Here is a 17730-nt window from a genome sequence, read left to right as displayed (position 1 = left end):
TGTACAAATAAACTTAATCCAAAAAATCACCTTAGTTTATGTAATGCGAAAATTCATTTTTTCATCAAGGTATCGTTAATCTGTTCCATTAATGTGATATGAATGATTTTACCATAATATGAGTAATCCCTCAGTAACACTGTTTCCATTTTCCTCATGTTATAAAAGCTCTCGATAAACCCAAACTACCAGTAGAGCTTATGGAAGGATGATGACATGAAAGCATGGCATTTCATTGGCATTCTTCTTCCATTGCTTGGATGCAGCCACGGCTCGCCCGCCGAAAATAATGTGCAGACGCTTAATACGGAAGCTCCGAAGGTTATTACAAACAGTCCCAAGCCAAATCAAAAACTGGAGACCCAAAAAACAACAAAAGATATCAACGAAAAGCATGATATAAAAATTCAGCCACGATTTAAAGATAAAAAGTTGATGAACGTACCCTTAATTAGGCAAAACCCTGAATTAAAGTACGGCTGTGAAGTAACCAGCCTGGCGATGGTGCTTAAATATGCTGGAGCAGACACAAATAAGATGAAGTTATTCAGGGAAATTAAGAAAGATCCTGACCCTTTAAAAAGATCTTCTAGAGGAGATATTTTAAGCTGGGGCAATCCTGCTGAAGGGTTTGTAGGAGACATGACTGGAAGGCATGCAGGCTATGCTGTTTTTGACAAACCAATGGTGGATCTGATTAATCGTTACCTTCCAGGCCGTGGAGTAAATTTGACCGGTAAAAATTTTGACGAGGTTCTTACACATGTTTCCGAGGGATATCCTGTAGTAATCTGGACTACAGGTGATTACAGGATGCCAAATCGATGGGAATCATGGAAACATGGCAATGAAGTGATAAAAACTCCGCTCGACTTGCATGCAGTCGTTCTGGTAGGGTATGAGGACAATACTGTCTATTTAAATGACCCTTTATCTGGCAGGAAACAGGTCTCTGTGAATAAACAACGTTTTGTTGGCACCTGGAAAGCCATGCAGTCCAGAGCCGTTAGTTATAAATGATTAAGTGATAAGGCTGGATATTTTCCAGCCTTATCTTCATTATTTTTTTCAATCATTCCTCCTGCCTTTTTTCACCAACGATTCGTGCAGCTTGGCAATGGATCGGATGATCGTTCTTCTTTTATTAAAACCTTTGGCTGATACAGATAGTCCATTGAATTCCGCGACTGCTTTGCCCCATGTGCCTAAATTTGAAAAACCGTATATAAATACTTTTATAAATCCATTTTTTGCTGGGATAAATATCATCTCCATGCGCAAATCGTAATCCTTCATAAAGTCCTTCACCTCTGTTAACATTAAGCTTCAATCATATTTTCTTAGGAACTGACTTATTTACTTTCCTTTCTCTTCCCTTCCCGAAGAATTTAAAAACACACATACAGCAGGCTTTAAAGCGATATTCCCTAAAATGGCACTTCAATTTTCCCTGGTTGTTTGCTAGTATAATAGAGAAAATTTGGAGATGGGTTGGTAAAAATGCATGTCTGAAAAAGTGACTCGGAGGACGTTTATAAAGAGGGCATTTCGTAGTTTCCTCGCTGTAGCCGCTTCCGGCACAGGAGGCTACTTCTATGCACGTGAAGTGGAACCACGCATGCTTGATATCACAAGACACAAGATTAAAAATGTTCAATTGCCCGCTGGGTTCGACGGGGTCAAAATCATTCAATTCAGCGACACACACATTGGTTTCCAGTATACGATGGACCAACTTGAGGAATTAATCACAAAAATAAATAACATTAAACCGGACATCATTTTTTTTACTGGAGATTTACTCGATGATCCCCGCCATTTTACGAAAAAAAATACGATTATCTCCATGCTAAGCAGGCTGAATGCGCCATTAGGGAAATTTGCGGTTTATGGGAACCATGATCATGGAGGCTACGGTTCGGATTTATATAGACAAATTATGGAAGGATCTGGCTTTCATCTTTTGTTAAATACATCTGCCGCTATTAAACTCCTTGATGGCAGTACAATCATGATTGCCGGGATTGACGATGCCATGCTTGGCAAACCTGATCTCGCCGCCGCGATGGGAAAAATACCTCAAAATTCTTTCACTATCCTCTTATCTCATGCGCCAGATAAAGCAGATGAAGCTGTCAGTTATCCCATTCAATTGCAGCTTAGCGGGCACAGCCATGGTGGACAAATCCAAATCCCGTTTTACGGTCCATTGGTAACGCCGCCTTTCGCGGAAAGATACATTGAAGGCTTTTATACTCTTGGGGATATAAATCCATTGAAGCTATATGTAAATCGCGGACTCGGAACAACTCGACTACCTTTCCGATTCTTGTCCCAGCCAGAACTGGCTCTTTTCACCCTATATCATGAAAAAACAAGCAGCTAATAAATTAGCTGCTTGCTTCATGTTTTAAAATGAATTTTCCCTCTGCATCTTGGGCTCTTAACGGCTTGGCAAAATAAAATCCCTGCGCCTTTTCACAATCGGCGGCTATAAGGAAATCTACCTGGCTTTGTTCTTCGACGCCTTCTGCCACGATTTCCATTCCTAGGCTTTTGCCTAAATGGATGATTGTCGTGATGATTGCCGCATCTTTTTCATTATATTTAATGTCTCTGACAAAGCTTTGGTCAATTTTTAAAACATCAATTGGAAACTGTTTTAAATAGCTTAACGACGAATAACCTGTACCAAAATCATCTACTGCAATGGTAATCCCCAAATCCTTTAATTTTCTTAAAATAGGAATGGTTTCCTTTGTATCCTGCATTGCCCCTTCAGTAATTTCTATTTCAAGCAGGGATGGCTGTATTTGATATTGATCGATTGCGTTCTTGATGATCCTGATTAGATCAAGCTGCAAGAATTGCTTTGGAGAGATATTAACAGCAATCCTAATAGGCCTTCCTGCTTTTTCAATCCAATCGCTGATCTGCCTGCACGCCCTATCGATTACCCAATTGCCTATCGGGATAATCAAACCTGTATCTTCAGCAAGCGGGATGAATTCAGCCGGAGAAATGAAACCCAACTCCTTGCTATTCCAGCGCAGCAAAGCCTCAAAACTTTTTATTTCATTCGTAAACAAGTTAATTTGCGGCTGAAAATATAATTCCAGTTCATTACGTTCAATCGCCTTCCGCAAATGGGCTTCAAGCGCAATGACATTAATGCCTGTAGCTTGCATGTCAGCACGGTAAAATTGATAGTGTGCTTTCCCTTTTTCTTTCACACTATAAAGGGCTTCATCTGCATTTTTTATTAAAGTTTCTGAATCTCTGCCGTCATTTGGAAATAGGCTGATACCAATGCTTGGTGTTATATAGTATTCTTGTGAATTAAAATAAAAGGAATCCATAAAGCGGCATAATACTTTTTGGGCAAATTCCCCGGCTGCCTGTCTGTCTGTATTCTCCAGGACAATCATAAATTCATCCCCGCCCTGGCGGTATACTGTACAATATTCTTTTTGAATTTCAAGTAACCTGTCCGCCACTTGCTTTAATATTTGGTCACCGACAATATGGCCAAGCGTGTCATTCAAAAATTTAAACCTATCTATATCGATAAAGAGAAGGGCAAATTCATCATTTGTTCTTTTTTTCTTGTTAACCATATCATCAAGCTGATCAAGGAGTGCACGTCTATTACGCAAGCCAGTCAGCTGATCATGAAATGCCATGTATTTGATTAGTTCTGTACTTTTTGCCTGATCCGAAAGGTCACGGAGAATGACATACATTCCTTTTATTTCCGAATCGATAACGATTGGGATTGTTTTAAGATGAATCGTTAAATGCTGTCCCTTCCGATGCATGAAACGGCAATCAATTGATTCCATAGCATTTCCTAGCTGGGTTTCTTCTATGATGCTGCTAAAGTTTGGTACATCTGTTTCGCATATCAGACTAAAAATCTTTTTGTTTTTCAATTGTTTAACAGTATAGCCTGTAAGGGTTTGTGCAGCCGGGTTTACATCGAGGATTTTCCCTTTCAGGTCTATTGATAAAACAGCATCCAAGTTATGATCAATCAGTGAACGATACCTTTGTTCACTTTCTATCATTCGTTGCTTTTCTATAAAGGTTTCGGTGAAATCACGTGTCACTGCAACGACAAATTCAATATCGCTGTTTTCTCCGTAAATTGGTGTAAGCAAGGTTTCACCCAGGACCTGCCGCCCATGGTCAAGACTTACTTCATCGTAAAAAACAACAGCTTTCCCTGTCTCAACTGCCTTCTGATAATGCTTTTTCATTGGGTATGCTCGATGAAAGGGCAATACTTCCTCCATCCTCTTACCTATGTCTTCTGGATTCATCCCGGCATGATACATACCGTTTTCATTTGCAAATATGTAACGGAAATGCCCACCTTCTTCAACCTTCATAATAAAAACAAGATCTTTTATATGCTTAAAAATGATGTCTGAAATCATTGTTTCTATTTTTTTTGAGGTAGGATTATTCTTTTTATATGTTAATCGTGCTTGCTTAGTCTGATTCATTTAACCATCCTCATTCCAGAAGTACAAAAGTACCTGCTGCTTGTTTCTGAAATAGTGTTATATTCCTATTTTAACTTTAAAAATAAGGAAAAACGACAAAAATTTTTAAATATTAAAAATCCTTCGCCAAAAACAGACATTTTCACACCATTTACAGAATTAGTAACATATGAAACTCCTGCATACACCTGGCATAAGCTGATTCTATAGGAGGAGATTCTATGCAACATATAGTAAAACCAGGTGAGACACTAGCCATCATTGCCTCAAATTACCGGCGCTCCCTTATGCAGATTCTTTCAGCAAACCCCTCAATAACAAATCCAGCTCTTATTTACCCTGGACAACGTATCATCATTCCCGGGCTGCCTGATCCAAATTCGATTCCGTACTATACAACTGTTTCATTAAAGAACAGAAGGCTGACATTATATCGATCTGGCCAGATAGTAAAAACATATCCTGTGGGAATTGGAAAAATGCTGACACAAACACCCGTTGGCGAATTTGTCATTGTAAATAGAGAACCAAATCCTGGAGGACCTTATGGCGTCATGTGGCTTTCGCTCTCCAAACGGGGATATGGGATTCACGGCACGAACAATCCCTCTTCAATCGGTAAGGAAGTCTCCAAAGGATGTATCAGAATGCAAAACAGAGATGTTTTAGAGCTAGCCAGGCAGGTTCCAAATGGAACGAGAGTAATGATAATCAGATAATCTGTTATCACTGCATCATGTGAATTGCATATACGGATGGGCTTTCATTTCTCAATTAAACAAATAAAGGGTATAATAAAATTATCTTGAAAAGAGAGCCTAAAAGAATGAAAGGAGCCTATCCATTGAATAATGAAAGAAACAAAATTCCCCAACTCCGTCCAACGATTGAGAACCTCTCACAAGCAATCTTCACTGTGAATCGTCATGCCAAGACTGCGCCAAACCCAAAATATTTATATCAGCTAAAACATGATGCAATTAAAAAGATGCTTAAAGAGGGGAAGGCTAAAAAAACGGGCCTTCATTTTTCCAACAACCCAAGGAACAGCCAACAGCAATCAGATGTGCTCGTGGTTTGCGGTGATTACACCTTCCATATTCCGCCAACAAAACTTGATTTTGAAATGCTTCCCCATTTAGGTAAGCTTGATCAATCAGTCAGAAACCCAAAAGCGACCATTTCATTAACCAACGCAAAAAAATTACTGGCGACATATACTGGTTTAAAGGAAGCTCAGGAACCTGTAAGCACAGGCAAAACGAGACAGTACGCAAAACCAGTTTTCAAGAAACTGGGAGAACGCTATCCATAAAGAAAGCTGAAAGAATCAGCTTTCTTTTTTTGGCTCTATTAAAGCTGAATGTTGATTTTAATTACTCTGTTGACCTTCGTTCCAGGCGCGAAGACTCCTCCGAAAATGCTAACGCATTTCCATCGTGCGTGGGCAGGTTCGAGGAAGCAAATCAATCTCCTGCGGGCGCAGCTGGACAGGTGAGACCCCGCAGGAGCGAAGCGACGANNAAAGCGAAGCGCCTGGAACGAAAATCAACAGCCTTGTTTAACAGTGCCTTTTGTTAATGCCATGATGAATTATTAGAGAAAAATTGGATTTTACAATACCAGCTCATCAATTTTCAGGACAAGATCACCAATGTCAGGTTTGCTTATTTGAGCATCGGCACCAACGACAGTACCTTTATGCTTCAGTTCATTTGTGATTAAAGAGGAAAAAATTATGACAGGAAGTTTTGATAGAACTGAATGCTCTTTGATTCTTTTAGTTAGGTGATGCCCATCCATCTGAGGCATTTCAATATCTGTGATCACAAGCTGCACTGCATCTCTGAAGTCGTGGATATTTTCTGCTAAATGTTCAAGATAGGCAATTGCATCCTTTCCATTTTCAAAAAACTCAAGATACTGATAGCCTGCTTCAGATAATGTGTCATGAAGCATTTTGCGCAGCATGGCTGAATCTTCCGCAATCACAATTCTTTTATTGGATCGTTCCCTGGGACCCAATTTTTTGACGTCACTCATTTTAATACCCGAATCAGGATTGATTTCCAGCAGGATTCTTTCAAAGTCCAGGAACAAAATCATTTGCCCTCCCAGCTTTATGACACCAATTACTTGGCTTTCAGCACCCTGATATATTTCCGAAGGTTTTTCAATCTGTCCCCAGGAAATACGGTGTATCTGGGTTACACTATGCACATGGAAAACGGTCTTTTGCTGATTAAATTCTGCAACAACAAATTTATCAAGATGCGCATGCGGTGAACTAGGCAGACCAAGTGCAGCAGCCACATCAACTACAGGCAGCACTTCTCCACGCAACTCCATTATTCCCTCCACAAATGGGTGAGCATGCGGAATAGCAACAACTGGAACAGGATTGAGAATTTCTTTAACTTTCATCACATTTATGGCAAACTTATTTTCACCGATACTGAACTCTACGATTTCAAGCTCATTCGTACCGGCCTCTAATAAAATACTGCTATCGTTCATTTCATTCGTCCTTCCAATTATAAAGTAAAACTATTTTATAATACCTTTCATTATTCTTATTATCGGCTGGCAAATCAGAACTGTTTAGGTTGAAAGTATTCCTGGCTGCAAACATACTTTTATGCTATGTAAGATAGACTGTTGATTTCCGCTCGAACCACCAGGTGATAAAATTCAATATTGACCTTTAAACAGCCAAAATGAAATTTAATCAGCACGTTCGTTCACAAAAAAAGCAACCCGATAATCGGATTGCCAGCAGTTTTTCACGTTATTTTACAAGTGTTCTGCCGAGTGCCTCGTCCACTTGCTTTTGATGGTGCAGATCATGCTGAATGAAATCAGTAAGATACTCCTCGACCGTCAATGTATGCGTAGATATTTTGAAGGAAACAGCAAGCTTTTCACTATTTGTTTGCTCAAGCAGTTCATGATAACCTCTGCGTGTTTCACACAGTTCATCAAGAATTTGCTCTTTTGAAGTCATCTCGGCATACTCTCTGGCACGATCGTTTACACTTTGGAAATCCGGATATGGCGGTAGTTCAGCCCCTTCTTTAAAGAACGGAAACCGTTCTGCAAGGGAATATTTATCCCATAGCAAAAGGTGTGCTACGACCGCAGCAACGGACCACTTTCCTTCGCTGATAGGCTTGTGCCATTCGCCATCTTGTAATTCCCTTAATGAACCTGTCCATTGGTCAAAATCTCTATAATGCTGTTTCATTTGTTCTGCATTCATATTTCTCTCCTCCTTCTTGCTATTCTTAATAATATTCTCCAAAGAGACGAAATAACCTTTTTGTATGTTTACACCTTTTCGCTTTAACATGTTAAAATAGGGATATTCTTTCGGAGGGATGATAGTCGTGGAGCATTTAATAAACAAAAGGGTAACAGAGATCGAGATTTCAGGCATCAGGAAGTTTTTTAACCTGGTTGCAGATGTTAAAGATATGGTTCAGTTAACCATTGGGCAGCCGGACTTTCCGACACCAAATCACGTAAAAGAAGCTGGTAAAAAAGCCATTGATAATAATTTCACTACATACACACATAACGCTGGTTTGCTTCCGCTAAGGCAGGCAGCGGCTAATTTTTACCAACAAAAGTATAGCGTTAATTATTCAGCCGAACACGAGACAATTATTACAGCAGGTGCCAGCGAGGCCATAGATATAACTTTCAGGACCATCCTCGAGGAAGGCTGTGAAGTGATACTTCCTGCACCGGTTTATGTTGGATACGAGCCTATCATCAAGCTTTGCGGTGCGATTCCCGTTTATGCAGATATTAGGAAAACTCAATTCCGTATGACTGCTCAATTGATTGAAAGCTTGATTACGGAAAATACGAGATGTATTGTTCTTCCATACCCATCGAATCCGACTGGCGTAAGCCTTAACGAGACGGAACTTAAAGAGATTGCCCAGCTTGTTAAGGATAAAGATATCTTCATTCTTGCGGATGAAATATATAGTGAACTTGTTTATGAACAACAGCATGTTTCAATTGCCCAATTTATCAAGGATAAAACGATTGTAATCAACGGTCTATCCAAGTCACACTCCATGACAGGCTGGAGAATTGGAATGCTTTTTGCACCTGATTATTTAGCGAAGCATATTTTAAAAGTTCATCAATACAATGTGACATGTGCCACCTCCATTTCGCAAATGGCTGCATTGGAAGCTTTGACGAATGGAATTAATGATGCTGAGCCTATGAAAAAGGAGTATGCTTTAAGGCGAGATTATGTATACAACCGCCTGACTACTATGAGCCTTGATGTGATCAAGCCTGAAGGTGCTTTTTACTTTTTTGTAAAAATCCCACGTGAAAACATATCTTCTTTTGATTTTTGCATGGAGCTTGTGGAAAAGGTTAAGCTTGCTGTAGTTCCCGGCAGTGCCTTTTCTGACCTTGGCGAGGGATATTTCCGGTTATCCTACGCTTACTCAATGGATACGCTTAAAGAAGGTTTAGACCGACTTGAGAAGTATCTGAACAGGTAAAACAATGTGTTTGCCAATAGAGCTCATTGATGGCCAAAATTTTGAGTACCTCACAAAATAGGTCACCGATAGACTTCATTGATGACCAAAATCTTGAGAACCATTAGGTCACCAATAGACCTCATTGATGACCAAAATCTTGAGAACCTCACAGAATAGGTCACCAATAGACCTCATTGATGACCAAAATCGTAAGAACTTAAACAAATAGGTCACCAATAGCGCTCATTGATGACCAAAATTTCGAGAACCTAACGGAATATGGAACCAATAGCTTAATCGAGAAAAGCCGTTCCCAAATGAAACGGCTTTTCCTTTACCCTTTGTATTGTCCGTTGTTTTTAGGAGCTTTTTCTTTTTTTGCTTTATCCTTATGGATTTTGTTCGTTGCAGCACTTCCGATTTCATGCGAAAATTCCGAATCAATTACTGCAGAATCGAAACCCTTTTTATTTTTTTGCTGCGGATCATTCTTCTTCGTTCTTTTTGCCATAACAATCCCCTCCTTTTGTTTTAGTATTTTACCTAAAGGGGAAGCTATGACTTGAAAATATTTAATGGATTTCTTATTGTTTCCAATACTTATACAGGGCCTGGGTACCGCTGTTTTCTTCACCATTTCCGGCCAGCTGTTCATAAAGTGATATTGCAAGTGATAAACCGGGCACTTCCATATCCATTCGTTTTGCCTCGTCGAGAGCGATTTTCATATCCTTGATAAAATGCTTGATATAAAAGCCCGGTTCAAAGTTTCCATTGATCATACGAGGGGCCAGATTTGAAAGTGACCAGCTTCCTGCTGCCCCCGTAGAAATGCTTTTTAATACCGTTTCGGGATCCAGACCTGCTTTTTCAGCATAGATGATTGCTTCACATACACCGATCATATTTGAGGCAATTGCGATTTGGTTGCACATTTTTGTATGCTGTCCTGCCCCAGCTTCGCCCTGGTGAAAAATGTTTGTACCAAGAATATTCAACAATGGTTCAATTTCCAAAAAAGCTTCACTATCCCCTCCTACCATAATGGCGAGTTTGGCTTCTTTAGCACCCACATCACCGCCAGAAACTGGAGCATCAAGTGCATGCATCTCTTTTTTCTTAGCCTGCTGATAAATCTCCTTTGCAAGTGACGGTGTCGAAGTCGTCATATCAATCAAGTATGTTCCAGGTTTCCCATTTGGAATCAAGCCGTCCTCACCCAAGTAAATTTCTTCAACATCTGTGGGATAGCCTACTATCGTAAAAATAACGTCGGATTTCTTCGCAACATCACCGGGGGAGTCAGACCAGACGGCTCCATTTTCCAACAGCTCATCAGCCTTCTCCTTTGTTCTCGTATACACCGTGACCTGATATCCTGCATTCAATAAATGGCCAGCCATACTTTTTCCCATCACACCTGTGCCAATAAAACCAATCACTGTATCTTCCTTGGATAACATATGTATACCTTCTCTCCTTAATAGTTAAGTACATTTTATCATTACAGTTCTTCTTTTGGCATTGAAGTTGTTCTTGAAATTCCATTATGAAAACAATAACCGATATATAAAAAGGCCGAAGAAAAATTTCTCCGGCCTTCCAGAACGATCTACAATTTTATGCACAATGATTTTATACCCATTTCTAGATAGTTCAAACCTATATATTAAATTGATTTTACCATACCGCCATCAACAAGGAATGAGCTGCCAGTCATATACGTATTAGCATCAGATGCAAGGAAAACTACCACTTTCGCGAACTCCTCCGGTTTTCCGTATCGCCCTAAAGGAATGGTGCCCTTCACTCTTTCTTCGACTTCTTCACGAGAAATTTGCATTTTCTCCGCATTAACCTCGTCCAGGTGTCTAACACGGTCTGTAGCAATCCGGCCAGGTGCTACCGTATTGATTAAGATCCCATATTGAGCAAGTTCCTGAGCAAGGGTCTTTGTCAGGCCGACAATACCAGTCCTGAAAGTATTTGAAAGCAATAGTCCTGGAATTGGTTCCTTGATTGAAGAGGAAGCTATGTTAATAATTTTCCCTCCCTGTTTTTTTAAGAACGGCAGTGCTTCACGAATGAGCCTGATATAGGACAGCAAATTCAGTTCAAATGCAGTTTGCCATTGCTCATCGGTTATTGTTTCAAAAGAGCCTGCGGGAGGACCGCCAGCATTGTTTACCAGTATATCGACACCGCCAAACTGGTCTACGGCAGTTTGAATTAATTGCTTAATATCCTCTTGGTTCGTGATGTCTGTCCTTCGAAAAACGACTTTTCCGCTTCCAATCTGTTGTAATTCAGCGACTACATCTTTTAATTTTTCCTCTTCTCTTCCTGAGACAACAACATTTGCACCTTCCCTCAAAAGTCCTTCCGCAATCGCCTTGCCAAGTCCCTGACTAGAGGCAGCGATAACAGCTGTCTTCCCGCTAAGCTGAAGTTCCATATAAATTCCCCCTTGTATGTATTAAATTCATTATATAAGAGTTTTCTAGTAATTTCATTTTTAACAGTTTCTATTTTGATTCTGGGATATCATAAACTCAAGGAAAAAAAAGAATAACTAAAAATTGACGTGCTTTATTGTATTTTTTAAACTCAAGCTATAGTCATAAATCGAGGTGCAATCATGTTTAAAAAAGAGTTATATGTTTTCGACCAAACGAAGCCAGTTAAAGCAGTAATAAGGAATTACAATGAAAATGACTTTGATGAATTAATTCTAGTTCAGCGGGAGGCTTTCCCCCCTCCTTTTCCTGAGGAACTTTTATGGAATAAAGAACAGCTTAATAACCATATAACTTTTTTTCCCGAAGGAGCGCTTTGCGTTGAAATAGATGGAAAGATAGCCGGCTCGATTACAGGGTTAATTGTAAAATTAAACAATAATGATTTGGAGCATTCTTGGGCAGATATAACAGATCACGGATACATCCGAAACCATAACAGAAATGGAAATACCTTGTATATAGTTGATATATGCATCAGCCCCGCCTACAGAAGGCTCGGATTAGGAAAATGGATGCTTCAATCGATGTATGAGACTGTAGTTCATTTAGGTTTGGATAGGCTGCTCGGTGGGGGAAGGATGCCTGGATATCATTTTCATTCAGAGGAATTATCGATTGAAGAGTATATTGAAAAGGTTTTAAAAGGAGACCTCAAAGATCCGGTCGTTTCCTTTTTGCTCCGCTGCGGACGTACTCCAGTAAAACCAGTAGCCAATTATCTCGAGGATGATGAATCCTTAAATTACGGAATGCTGATGGAATGGAGAAATCCGTTTAAATAATAGGCTGTTTTCTAAAAGATTGGGGTTTTTAGACGCTTATTTTGAATACAGACATTGTTGCTACTCTTTAAGGAGAATCTTATAGAATAGGAATGTTTTTAAACATAGGAATGTTCCTTTTCGCCTCGTATAGTGTTCCAAGTACCTCTATTGGAACATCCGATGTGAATGTTCCCACCCTTCCATTGTTCCAATGACCCTCATTGGAACATCGAGTGAGGTGGTTTCTGCTCTTTCGTTGTTCCAATCACCCTTATTGGAACATCCGATGTGAATGTTCCCACCCTTCCATTGTTCCAATCACCTTTATAAAACATCGTTCGAATTCTTTTCAATCCCTCGATTGTTTCAATGCCTCTTTTCCAAACATGTGATTAGAAGTTTTCACATTTCCCTGTACGCAAAAAAAATGCCGGCTGAATGAACAGCCGGCCAAATCTGGGGGAAAATGAGAATGATTAGCTTACTTTCAGTCTAACCAAAGTGCTTACTCATATATACCCGCCATCTATAGGGTAAAACATTTTTTATATTACAATTATGTTACAAACCCAAAGCTTTGTTTACTGCCTCTACAACTTCTTCTGTTGTGCTCATATTAAGCACAGAAGCAGCTAGGTTTTCCATATCAGCTTTATTCAACTGCTTGATGAGTGAACGTGCCTTCAAGATAGAAGAAGCACTCATAGAGAACTCATCCAGTCCTAAACCAAGTAAGATTGGAATCGCAGTTTCGTCTCCAGCCATCTCACCGCACATGCCGGCCCATTTACCTTCTTTATGGGCAGCATCGATGACCATTTTTACGAGGCGAAGAATCGATGGATTATATGGCTGGTACAAGTAAGAAACCTGCTGGTTCATCCTGTCAGCAGCCATAGTGTATTGAATCAGGTCGTTTGTACCAATGCTGAAGAAATCAACTTCTTTAGCAAACTGGTCTGCAAGCACTGCAGTTGAAGGAATTTCCACCATGATGCCAAGTTCAATGTGCTCCGCAACCTGGGTGCCTTCGTTAACTAATTTTGCTTTTTCTTCTTCAAGCATTGCTTTTGCTTCCCTGAATTCTACCAATGTTGCGATCATAGGGAACATGATTTTTAAATTACCATAAACACTGGCACGTAAAAGGGCACGAAGCTGCGTTCTAAAAATGTCCTGCTCCTCAAGGCAAAGACGAATCGCCCTAAAACCAAGGAATGGGTTCATTTCTTTAGGCAGGTTCAAGTAAGGAAGTTCTTTATCGCCGCCAATATCAAGCGTTCTGACAACAACTGGCTTTCCTTCCATTCCTTCAAGCACCGCTTTATAAGCAGTAAACTGTTCCTCTTCGGTTGGAAGCTGGTCCCTGTCCATATAAAGGAACTCTGTACGGTAAAGACCTACTGCTTCACCGCCATTTTCGATAACACCCTTTAAATCTTTAGGTGTTCCGATATTAGCAGCAAGCTCAACATGGTGTCCTTCAGCTGTAACTGTTTTTTCATTTACAAGCTTAGCCCACTCAGCTTTTTGCTTTTCGAAGTCTTCCTGAATCTTTTTATAGGCTTCCAGCACTTCTGGAGTAGGGTTAAAATGTACTTCACCCTTTAATCCATCAACAACGACCATGTCACCATTGTTGATTTCTTCTATTGCTGTTTTTGTGCCAACGACTGCAGGAATTTCCATGGATCGAGCCATGATTGCAGAATGGGATGTACGTCCGCCAATATTAGTTGTAAACCCTTTTACAAATTGGCGGTTCAGCTGTGCTGTATCAGATGGAGTCAAATCCTCTGCGACGATGACTACTTCTTCAGCAATCATGCTTGGGTTAGGAATTTGAACGCCTAATAAATGTGCCATTACACGTTTGGTCACATCTCTAATGTCCGCAGCACGTTCTTTCATGTATTCATTGTCCATTGACTCAAACATACTGATAAACATATCAGCTGTTTCTTTCAATGCGTGTTCAGCATTTACATGTTCGGTATTGATTTTATCTTCGATGGGTGAAATCAATTCTGGGTCGCTTAAAACTAGAAGATGCGCATCAAATATTGCAGCCTTGTCAGCACCTAGTTCAGTACCTGCTTGGTCACGAATTTGTGCAAGCTCAGCTTTTGCAGTTTGAAGGGCAGCTTGAAAACGTGCCACTTCATCAGCAGGTGCTTCGACTGTCTTTTTTTCAAAAGAAAAATCCGGTTCTACCAGCTTATAGGCTTTTGCGATTGCAATTCCATTTGAAGCGGCAATTCCCTGCAGAAAGCCCATTATTCAGCTAATCCTTCTCTTTTTAAAGTTTCTTCTAGTGTGTTTAGAGCATCTTGCTCGTCGCTACCCTCAGCGATGATCGCAATATCTGCTCCCTGGCCGATTCCTAATGACATTACACCCATGATTGACTTAAGGTTAACCTTTTTTTCTTTATATTCTAAGTGGATTTCTGAATCGAATTTGCTTGCAGCCTGAACCAACATTGTAGCAGGACGAGCATGAATTCCTGTTTCAGCAACAACCTTGAATTGTTTTTGTACCATACTAGATCATTCTCCTTTTATATTAAATGATTAAGATGACCATACATGATGCCTTCCAAACTAAATGGTTCAATTCAGCGAAAGGTCAAAATTTCCGGCCTAGCTAAAATGATAATTGTATTTTACCCATTAGTAATGTTCTTTCACACCATATATTATTTCCAATCGTTTCCACGGAAAACTGTAACTGGCATCCCACACAAAAGAATAGCATTTTGAAAAGTGTTAGACAATGAAAAAACATTGGTTTTTTCAAGGTTTTAAGCATTTTTTTCATTAAAACGTTTTCATTTTAGCGAAATTGTGACAATTGATTTTTCCATTGCATTTTTCCCTAAAAATCATTCATCTTCCAAATCTTAACTCAGAATTGGCCAAATGTTTTTAATCACAAACCTTACTTTTTTCAGGCGGATAATCCTATCTTTTAAATACTTTTTTTAGGGAATTTTTAATTCCTGACTTACTTATATCTTTTCTCTCTTTTTCCAGGATTGTTAACTGTTTTTTTATCCTTTTGATTTCTTCCTTAAACCATTCCTCGACTTCATTTTCTGCAGATGCTCCGTACCTGACCTGCTGATACGTTTGAACCGTCCGCTCATCATAATCAATACCCAACCGCTGCAGCCATTCGTTGATCGCTTCATGGTTTAACCTGGCCAAATCCTTTTTCTGAGCATACTTCTCGAGGTGGTATATTTCCTTACGGATCTGGTTAACAGGCATTCCTGTACGATTTTTATAGAAGGGGTCACTGTACATGGAATCATCAAGTGAGCTCGATGTTACATAACCGCTAGGTGATACGCCAACCTCCTGCTCTTTTGTGAATAAGCTTGTTTTTTTGTAAAGATAAAAGAAAATCAGCACCCCGATAGCAGAAAAGAGTATTGGTCCCCAAAGATCAGGATTAATTAGCTCCTTTGCATTTGCAAACGGGGATTCGTACTCTTTTGCCGGCGGCTGTCTGGAGGATAATAGACGGCCAGCTCGTTCTTTAAGGATCGGGTTTTCTACCCATGTAAATAAGGGGTAAAGGAGAATAGAAAAAATCCAGCCAATCCCTTGCAGGATAAAGAAGAAAATACTCTTAATGAAGTTCCTTCCAAATGTAAGAATCAACAATATCAAAAGACCAAGTCCTAGCAATTTTGAAAAGTCACCTGCAAACTTTCTTTTTGAGACAAGTTCGATATCCAACCATTTTATAAAAAATTGCCCTGCAATAATAAACATCAATTGAAAGGCCAAGAGAAATGCAATTTGTCTCAGATAAGCACCATCATAAAAGTGCGCAAGCGGTGAAAGGAACAAACCGATGAGAAATGTCAGCACCAGCCAAACACTTTCGGAGTTACTCGTTACATCCTGGTGATAATTCAGCGTTCGCCAAAAAATGAATAATGCCATTATGGATATGTAAAAAATCGGAATCCCAACCCATAATCCCGTCAGATAAAGTGCCGGCATAATCAACAGAAAATATAATGCTTTAGCCTGATTTCTTTTCCTCTCTAAAAGAATGGCAAATAGTAAGGAAGCAATTCCTGGGATGGCCATGGTGGATAACAAAGGCATTTGCTGTCTAGATAATATGTGAAGCATCAAAATGATTAAGGTGGCGAAGGTCCATTCCATATAAAAACGAAAAAATATGTTCAAGACTTTTTTATTCATTTCATCGCCACCTCCTTCATCATTAATTGGAGCGGTCCTAAAAAGGCTTCCTCTTCATCCGCCACATGCCTTTGCAGCTCCAAAAGCTGAATCCCATCCCTGCCGAAATCCTTAAAGTAAATATCTGCACCTTCTGTTCGAATTCCTGTATGGATCATCGTTGGTGCGGCAGGAAAATGCCTTTTGTAAAAGAACAGCATCTTGTCATAGGGAATTGTAGGAGAATGATGGTCTGCAATCGCCAAAATATCAAGCAGTTTTTGCAAATGATCCTTACCTGAACCTAATGGAATATAAGTAAAAGGAGTGGCACCCGCCGATCTGATATTCATACAAAGAGAAAATGGAATGTTAGCCTTATGGAAGAAATAAGCCATTTCAGTTATGCTGCTCATAAGGAATTCCAGCATGACAGTTACAGAAAAGCCATCCACTACATTAACAAACAAAACAGCACCAGCTTCGGTTATTCGCTCAAATTCCTTTGTCTGCAATGTCATTCTCCTTGCACTTGCTTTCCAGTTAATCCTGTTAAAACTATCTGCCGGAAGATAATCTCTTGTACCAACTGGACCCATATTATCTTCAAACACAGAAAATAACGATGGGCTGTTACCTGGTCTAAATGATTTATGTTTATCTATGTTCCTCACAGAGATTGGCCCTGGGTATACAAGGGCCTCCCTACTGATGACATCTTTAAACTCCAGGATTGTGTCCCCAAAGCCAAAAAAATGTGGTATATGGAGCTCCAATCTCCTGATTTTTGACATCCCGCGCCTATCTGCTGTAAACGGGATTTTAATCACTATTTGTTCCTTACGACTTAATGATAACGGCATTCCTACATCAACCTTTGATTGGTGAATATGAAATTCTCCTGAAACAGGTACTACGGCACAGTCAAAATAAACCATCAGCCTTGCCTTCATGATTGGCAGTCCATGGTTAGCAAAAAGAAGAGACCATTCGCCGTTATCGCCTATGAAAAAACGGTTTCTTTCACGCTTGTTTTCAAAGACAAGGCCCTCGCCAATGTGAGTTAAATAATATGAGTTAGCCGCTGTTATTAAAATAATCAGCAGCCCAGCCCCGAATATCAGCCATGAATTAAAGTAAAAGCTGGCAATGACCAATAGAACGCCGAGAAAAGCTAGAATGGATAAAAAACGATCCTCAATGATTACTTTTTTCCATTGCAT

The 17730-nt window shown here is 39.8% G+C and carries 17 protein-coding genes; 6 read left to right on the top strand and 11 right to left on the bottom strand.

Annotated features, from left to right (window positions below; all coding sequences use genetic code 11):
• Nucleotides 1-216 precede the first annotated feature (216 nt).
• Complete coding sequence (locus V7201_RS22435; RefSeq protein ID WP_335378980.1) at nt 217-1020, top strand: C39 family peptidase; 804 nt, start codon at nt 217-219, stop codon at nt 1018-1020.
• Nucleotides 1021-1068: 48 nt separating this feature from the next.
• Here V7201_RS22435 and V7201_RS22430 read toward each other — a convergent pair whose 3' ends face one another.
• Nucleotides 1069-1296, bottom strand: a complete 228-nt coding sequence (locus V7201_RS22430; protein ID WP_335378979.1) for a hypothetical protein — start codon at nt 1294-1296, stop codon at nt 1069-1071.
• 208 nt (nt 1297-1504) lie between these two features.
• On the opposite strand from V7201_RS22430, the gene V7201_RS22425 reads away from it, so the two are divergent.
• On the top strand, nt 1505-2386 hold the full coding sequence (locus V7201_RS22425; protein WP_335378978.1) for a metallophosphoesterase: 882 nt from the start codon (nt 1505-1507) through the stop codon (nt 2384-2386).
• Nucleotides 2387-2390: 4 nt separating this feature from the next.
• Here the strand turns inward: V7201_RS22425 and V7201_RS22420 are convergent, their stop codons facing one another.
• Complete coding sequence (locus V7201_RS22420) at nt 2391-4508, bottom strand: EAL domain-containing protein (protein WP_335378977.1); 2118 nt, start codon at nt 4506-4508, stop codon at nt 2391-2393.
• A 221-nt stretch (nt 4509-4729) separates the two neighbouring features.
• Between V7201_RS22420 and V7201_RS22415 the strand changes: the two genes are divergently transcribed.
• Together V7201_RS22415 and V7201_RS22410 are read left to right on the top strand one after the other, a co-directional pair.
• Complete coding sequence (locus V7201_RS22415; protein ID WP_335378976.1) at nt 4730-5227, top strand: L,D-transpeptidase family protein; 498 nt, start codon at nt 4730-4732, stop codon at nt 5225-5227.
• 107 nt (nt 5228-5334) lie between these two features.
• The gene (locus V7201_RS22410; protein ID WP_335378975.1) at nt 5335-5823 is read left to right on the top strand and encodes a YkyB family protein; all 489 of its coding nucleotides are present in this window, start codon (nt 5335-5337) and stop codon (nt 5821-5823) included.
• A 299-nt stretch (nt 5824-6122) separates the two neighbouring features.
• Here the strand turns inward: V7201_RS22410 and V7201_RS22405 are convergent, their stop codons facing one another.
• Nucleotides 6123-7025: a chemotaxis protein gene (locus V7201_RS22405; RefSeq protein WP_335378974.1), complete on the bottom strand. Its 903-nt coding sequence runs from the start codon at nt 7023-7025 to the stop codon at nt 6123-6125.
• Between the two features lie 271 nt (nt 7026-7296).
• Nucleotides 7297-7767 carry a DinB family protein gene (locus V7201_RS22400; protein WP_335378973.1) on the bottom strand — a complete coding sequence of 157 codons (471 nt, stop codon included), beginning with the start codon at nt 7765-7767 and terminating at the stop codon, nt 7297-7299.
• A gap of 127 nt (nt 7768-7894) precedes the next feature.
• Here V7201_RS22400 and V7201_RS22395 point away from each other — a divergent pair, with 127 nt between their 5' ends.
• Complete coding sequence (locus V7201_RS22395; protein ID WP_335378972.1) at nt 7895-9040, top strand: aminotransferase A; 1146 nt, start codon at nt 7895-7897, stop codon at nt 9038-9040.
• Nucleotides 9041-9356: 316 nt separating this feature from the next.
• Here V7201_RS22395 and V7201_RS22390 read toward each other — a convergent pair whose 3' ends face one another.
• The 3 genes from V7201_RS22390 to V7201_RS22380 all read right to left on the bottom strand — a co-directional run bounded on the left by V7201_RS22390 (nt 9357) and on the right by V7201_RS22380 (nt 11477).
• The gene (locus tag V7201_RS22390; protein WP_335378971.1) at nt 9357-9533 is read right to left on the bottom strand and encodes a hypothetical protein; all 177 of its coding nucleotides are present in this window, start codon (nt 9531-9533) and stop codon (nt 9357-9359) included.
• 73 nt (nt 9534-9606) lie between these two features.
• Entirely contained in the window at nt 9607-10485 is an 879-nt protein-coding gene (locus V7201_RS22385; protein ID WP_335378970.1) for an NAD(P)-dependent oxidoreductase, read from the bottom strand.
• A 206-nt stretch (nt 10486-10691) separates the two neighbouring features.
• Nucleotides 10692-11477 (bottom strand): SDR family oxidoreductase, encoded by a 786-nt coding sequence (locus V7201_RS22380; protein ID WP_335378969.1) that lies wholly within the window; start codon nt 11475-11477, stop codon nt 10692-10694.
• Between the two features lie 183 nt (nt 11478-11660).
• On the opposite strand from V7201_RS22380, the gene V7201_RS22375 reads away from it, so the two are divergent.
• Nucleotides 11661-12323, top strand: coding sequence for a GNAT family N-acetyltransferase (locus V7201_RS22375; protein ID WP_335378968.1), 663 nt, complete (start codon nt 11661-11663; stop codon nt 12321-12323).
• 543 nt (nt 12324-12866) lie between these two features.
• Here the strand turns inward: V7201_RS22375 and ptsP are convergent.
• The 4 genes from ptsP to V7201_RS22355 form a co-directional block, all read right to left on the bottom strand.
• Nucleotides 12867-14582, bottom strand: coding sequence for a phosphoenolpyruvate--protein phosphotransferase (gene ptsP / locus V7201_RS22370; protein ID WP_335378967.1), 1716 nt, complete (start codon nt 14580-14582; stop codon nt 12867-12869).
• Nucleotides 14582-14848 carry a phosphocarrier protein HPr gene (locus V7201_RS22365; RefSeq protein ID WP_144474695.1) on the bottom strand — a complete coding sequence of 89 codons (267 nt, stop codon included), beginning with the start codon at nt 14846-14848 and terminating at the stop codon, nt 14582-14584. Before V7201_RS22365 ends, ptsP begins: the two co-directional genes overlap by 1 nt.
• 420 nt (nt 14849-15268) lie before the next feature.
• Nucleotides 15269-16528: a hypothetical protein gene (locus V7201_RS22360; protein ID WP_335378966.1), complete on the bottom strand. Its 1260-nt coding sequence runs from the start codon at nt 16526-16528 to the stop codon at nt 15269-15271.
• The gene (locus V7201_RS22355; RefSeq protein WP_335378965.1) at nt 16525-17730 is read right to left on the bottom strand and encodes a DUF58 domain-containing protein; all 1206 of its coding nucleotides are present in this window, start codon (nt 17728-17730) and stop codon (nt 16525-16527) included. The genes V7201_RS22360 and V7201_RS22355 overlap by 4 nt, the downstream gene beginning before the upstream one ends.

Source organism: Bacillus sp. JJ1122 (assembly GCF_036964885.1).
Lineage (GTDB): Bacteria > Bacillota > Bacilli > Bacillales > Cytobacillaceae > Mesobacillus.
The sequence above is the reverse complement of the archived record's forward strand: the minus strand, read 5'-3'. Positions and strand labels throughout refer to the sequence as shown.

Excerpts from the sequence above, each read along its gene's own strand:
- V7201_RS22410 (WP_335378975.1), top strand. The coding sequence starts at position 5,335 with ATGAAAGGAGCCTATCCATTGAATAATGAAAGAAACAAAATTCCCCAA.
- V7201_RS22405 (WP_335378974.1), bottom strand. The coding sequence starts at position 7,025 with ATGAACGATAGCAGTATTTTATTAGAGGCCGGTACGAATGAGCTTGAA.
- V7201_RS22390 (WP_335378971.1), bottom strand. The coding sequence starts at position 9,533 with ATGGCAAAAAGAACGAAGAAGAATGATCCGCAGCAAAAAAATAAAAAG.
- V7201_RS22435 (WP_335378980.1), top strand. The coding sequence starts at position 217 with ATGAAAGCATGGCATTTCATTGGCATTCTTCTTCCATTGCTTGGATGC.
- V7201_RS22385 (WP_335378970.1), bottom strand. The coding sequence starts at position 10,485 with ATGTTATCCAAGGAAGATACAGTGATTGGTTTTATTGGCACAGGTGTG.
- V7201_RS22400 (WP_335378973.1), bottom strand. The coding sequence starts at position 7,767 with ATGAATGCAGAACAAATGAAACAGCATTATAGAGATTTTGACCAATGG.
- V7201_RS22375 (WP_335378968.1), top strand. The coding sequence starts at position 11,661 with ATGTTTAAAAAAGAGTTATATGTTTTCGACCAAACGAAGCCAGTTAAA.
- V7201_RS22365 (WP_144474695.1), bottom strand. The coding sequence starts at position 14,848 with ATGGTACAAAAACAATTCAAGGTTGTTGCTGAAACAGGAATTCATGCT.
- V7201_RS22360 (WP_335378966.1), bottom strand. The coding sequence starts at position 16,528 with ATGAATAAAAAAGTCTTGAACATATTTTTTCGTTTTTATATGGAATGG.
- V7201_RS22420 (WP_335378977.1), bottom strand. The coding sequence starts at position 4,508 with ATGAATCAGACTAAGCAAGCACGATTAACATATAAAAAGAATAATCCT.
- V7201_RS22425 (WP_335378978.1), top strand. The coding sequence starts at position 1,505 with ATGTCTGAAAAAGTGACTCGGAGGACGTTTATAAAGAGGGCATTTCGT.
- ptsP (WP_335378967.1), bottom strand. The coding sequence starts at position 14,582 with ATGGGCTTTCTGCAGGGAATTGCCGCTTCAAATGGAATTGCAATCGCA.
- V7201_RS22430 (WP_335378979.1), bottom strand. The coding sequence starts at position 1,296 with ATGAAGGATTACGATTTGCGCATGGAGATGATATTTATCCCAGCAAAA.
- V7201_RS22380 (WP_335378969.1), bottom strand. The coding sequence starts at position 11,477 with ATGGAACTTCAGCTTAGCGGGAAGACAGCTGTTATCGCTGCCTCTAGT.
- V7201_RS22415 (WP_335378976.1), top strand. The coding sequence starts at position 4,730 with ATGCAACATATAGTAAAACCAGGTGAGACACTAGCCATCATTGCCTCA.
- V7201_RS22355 (WP_335378965.1), bottom strand. The coding sequence starts at position 17,730 with ATGCAATGGAAAAAAGTAATCATTGAGGATCGTTTTTTATCCATTCTA.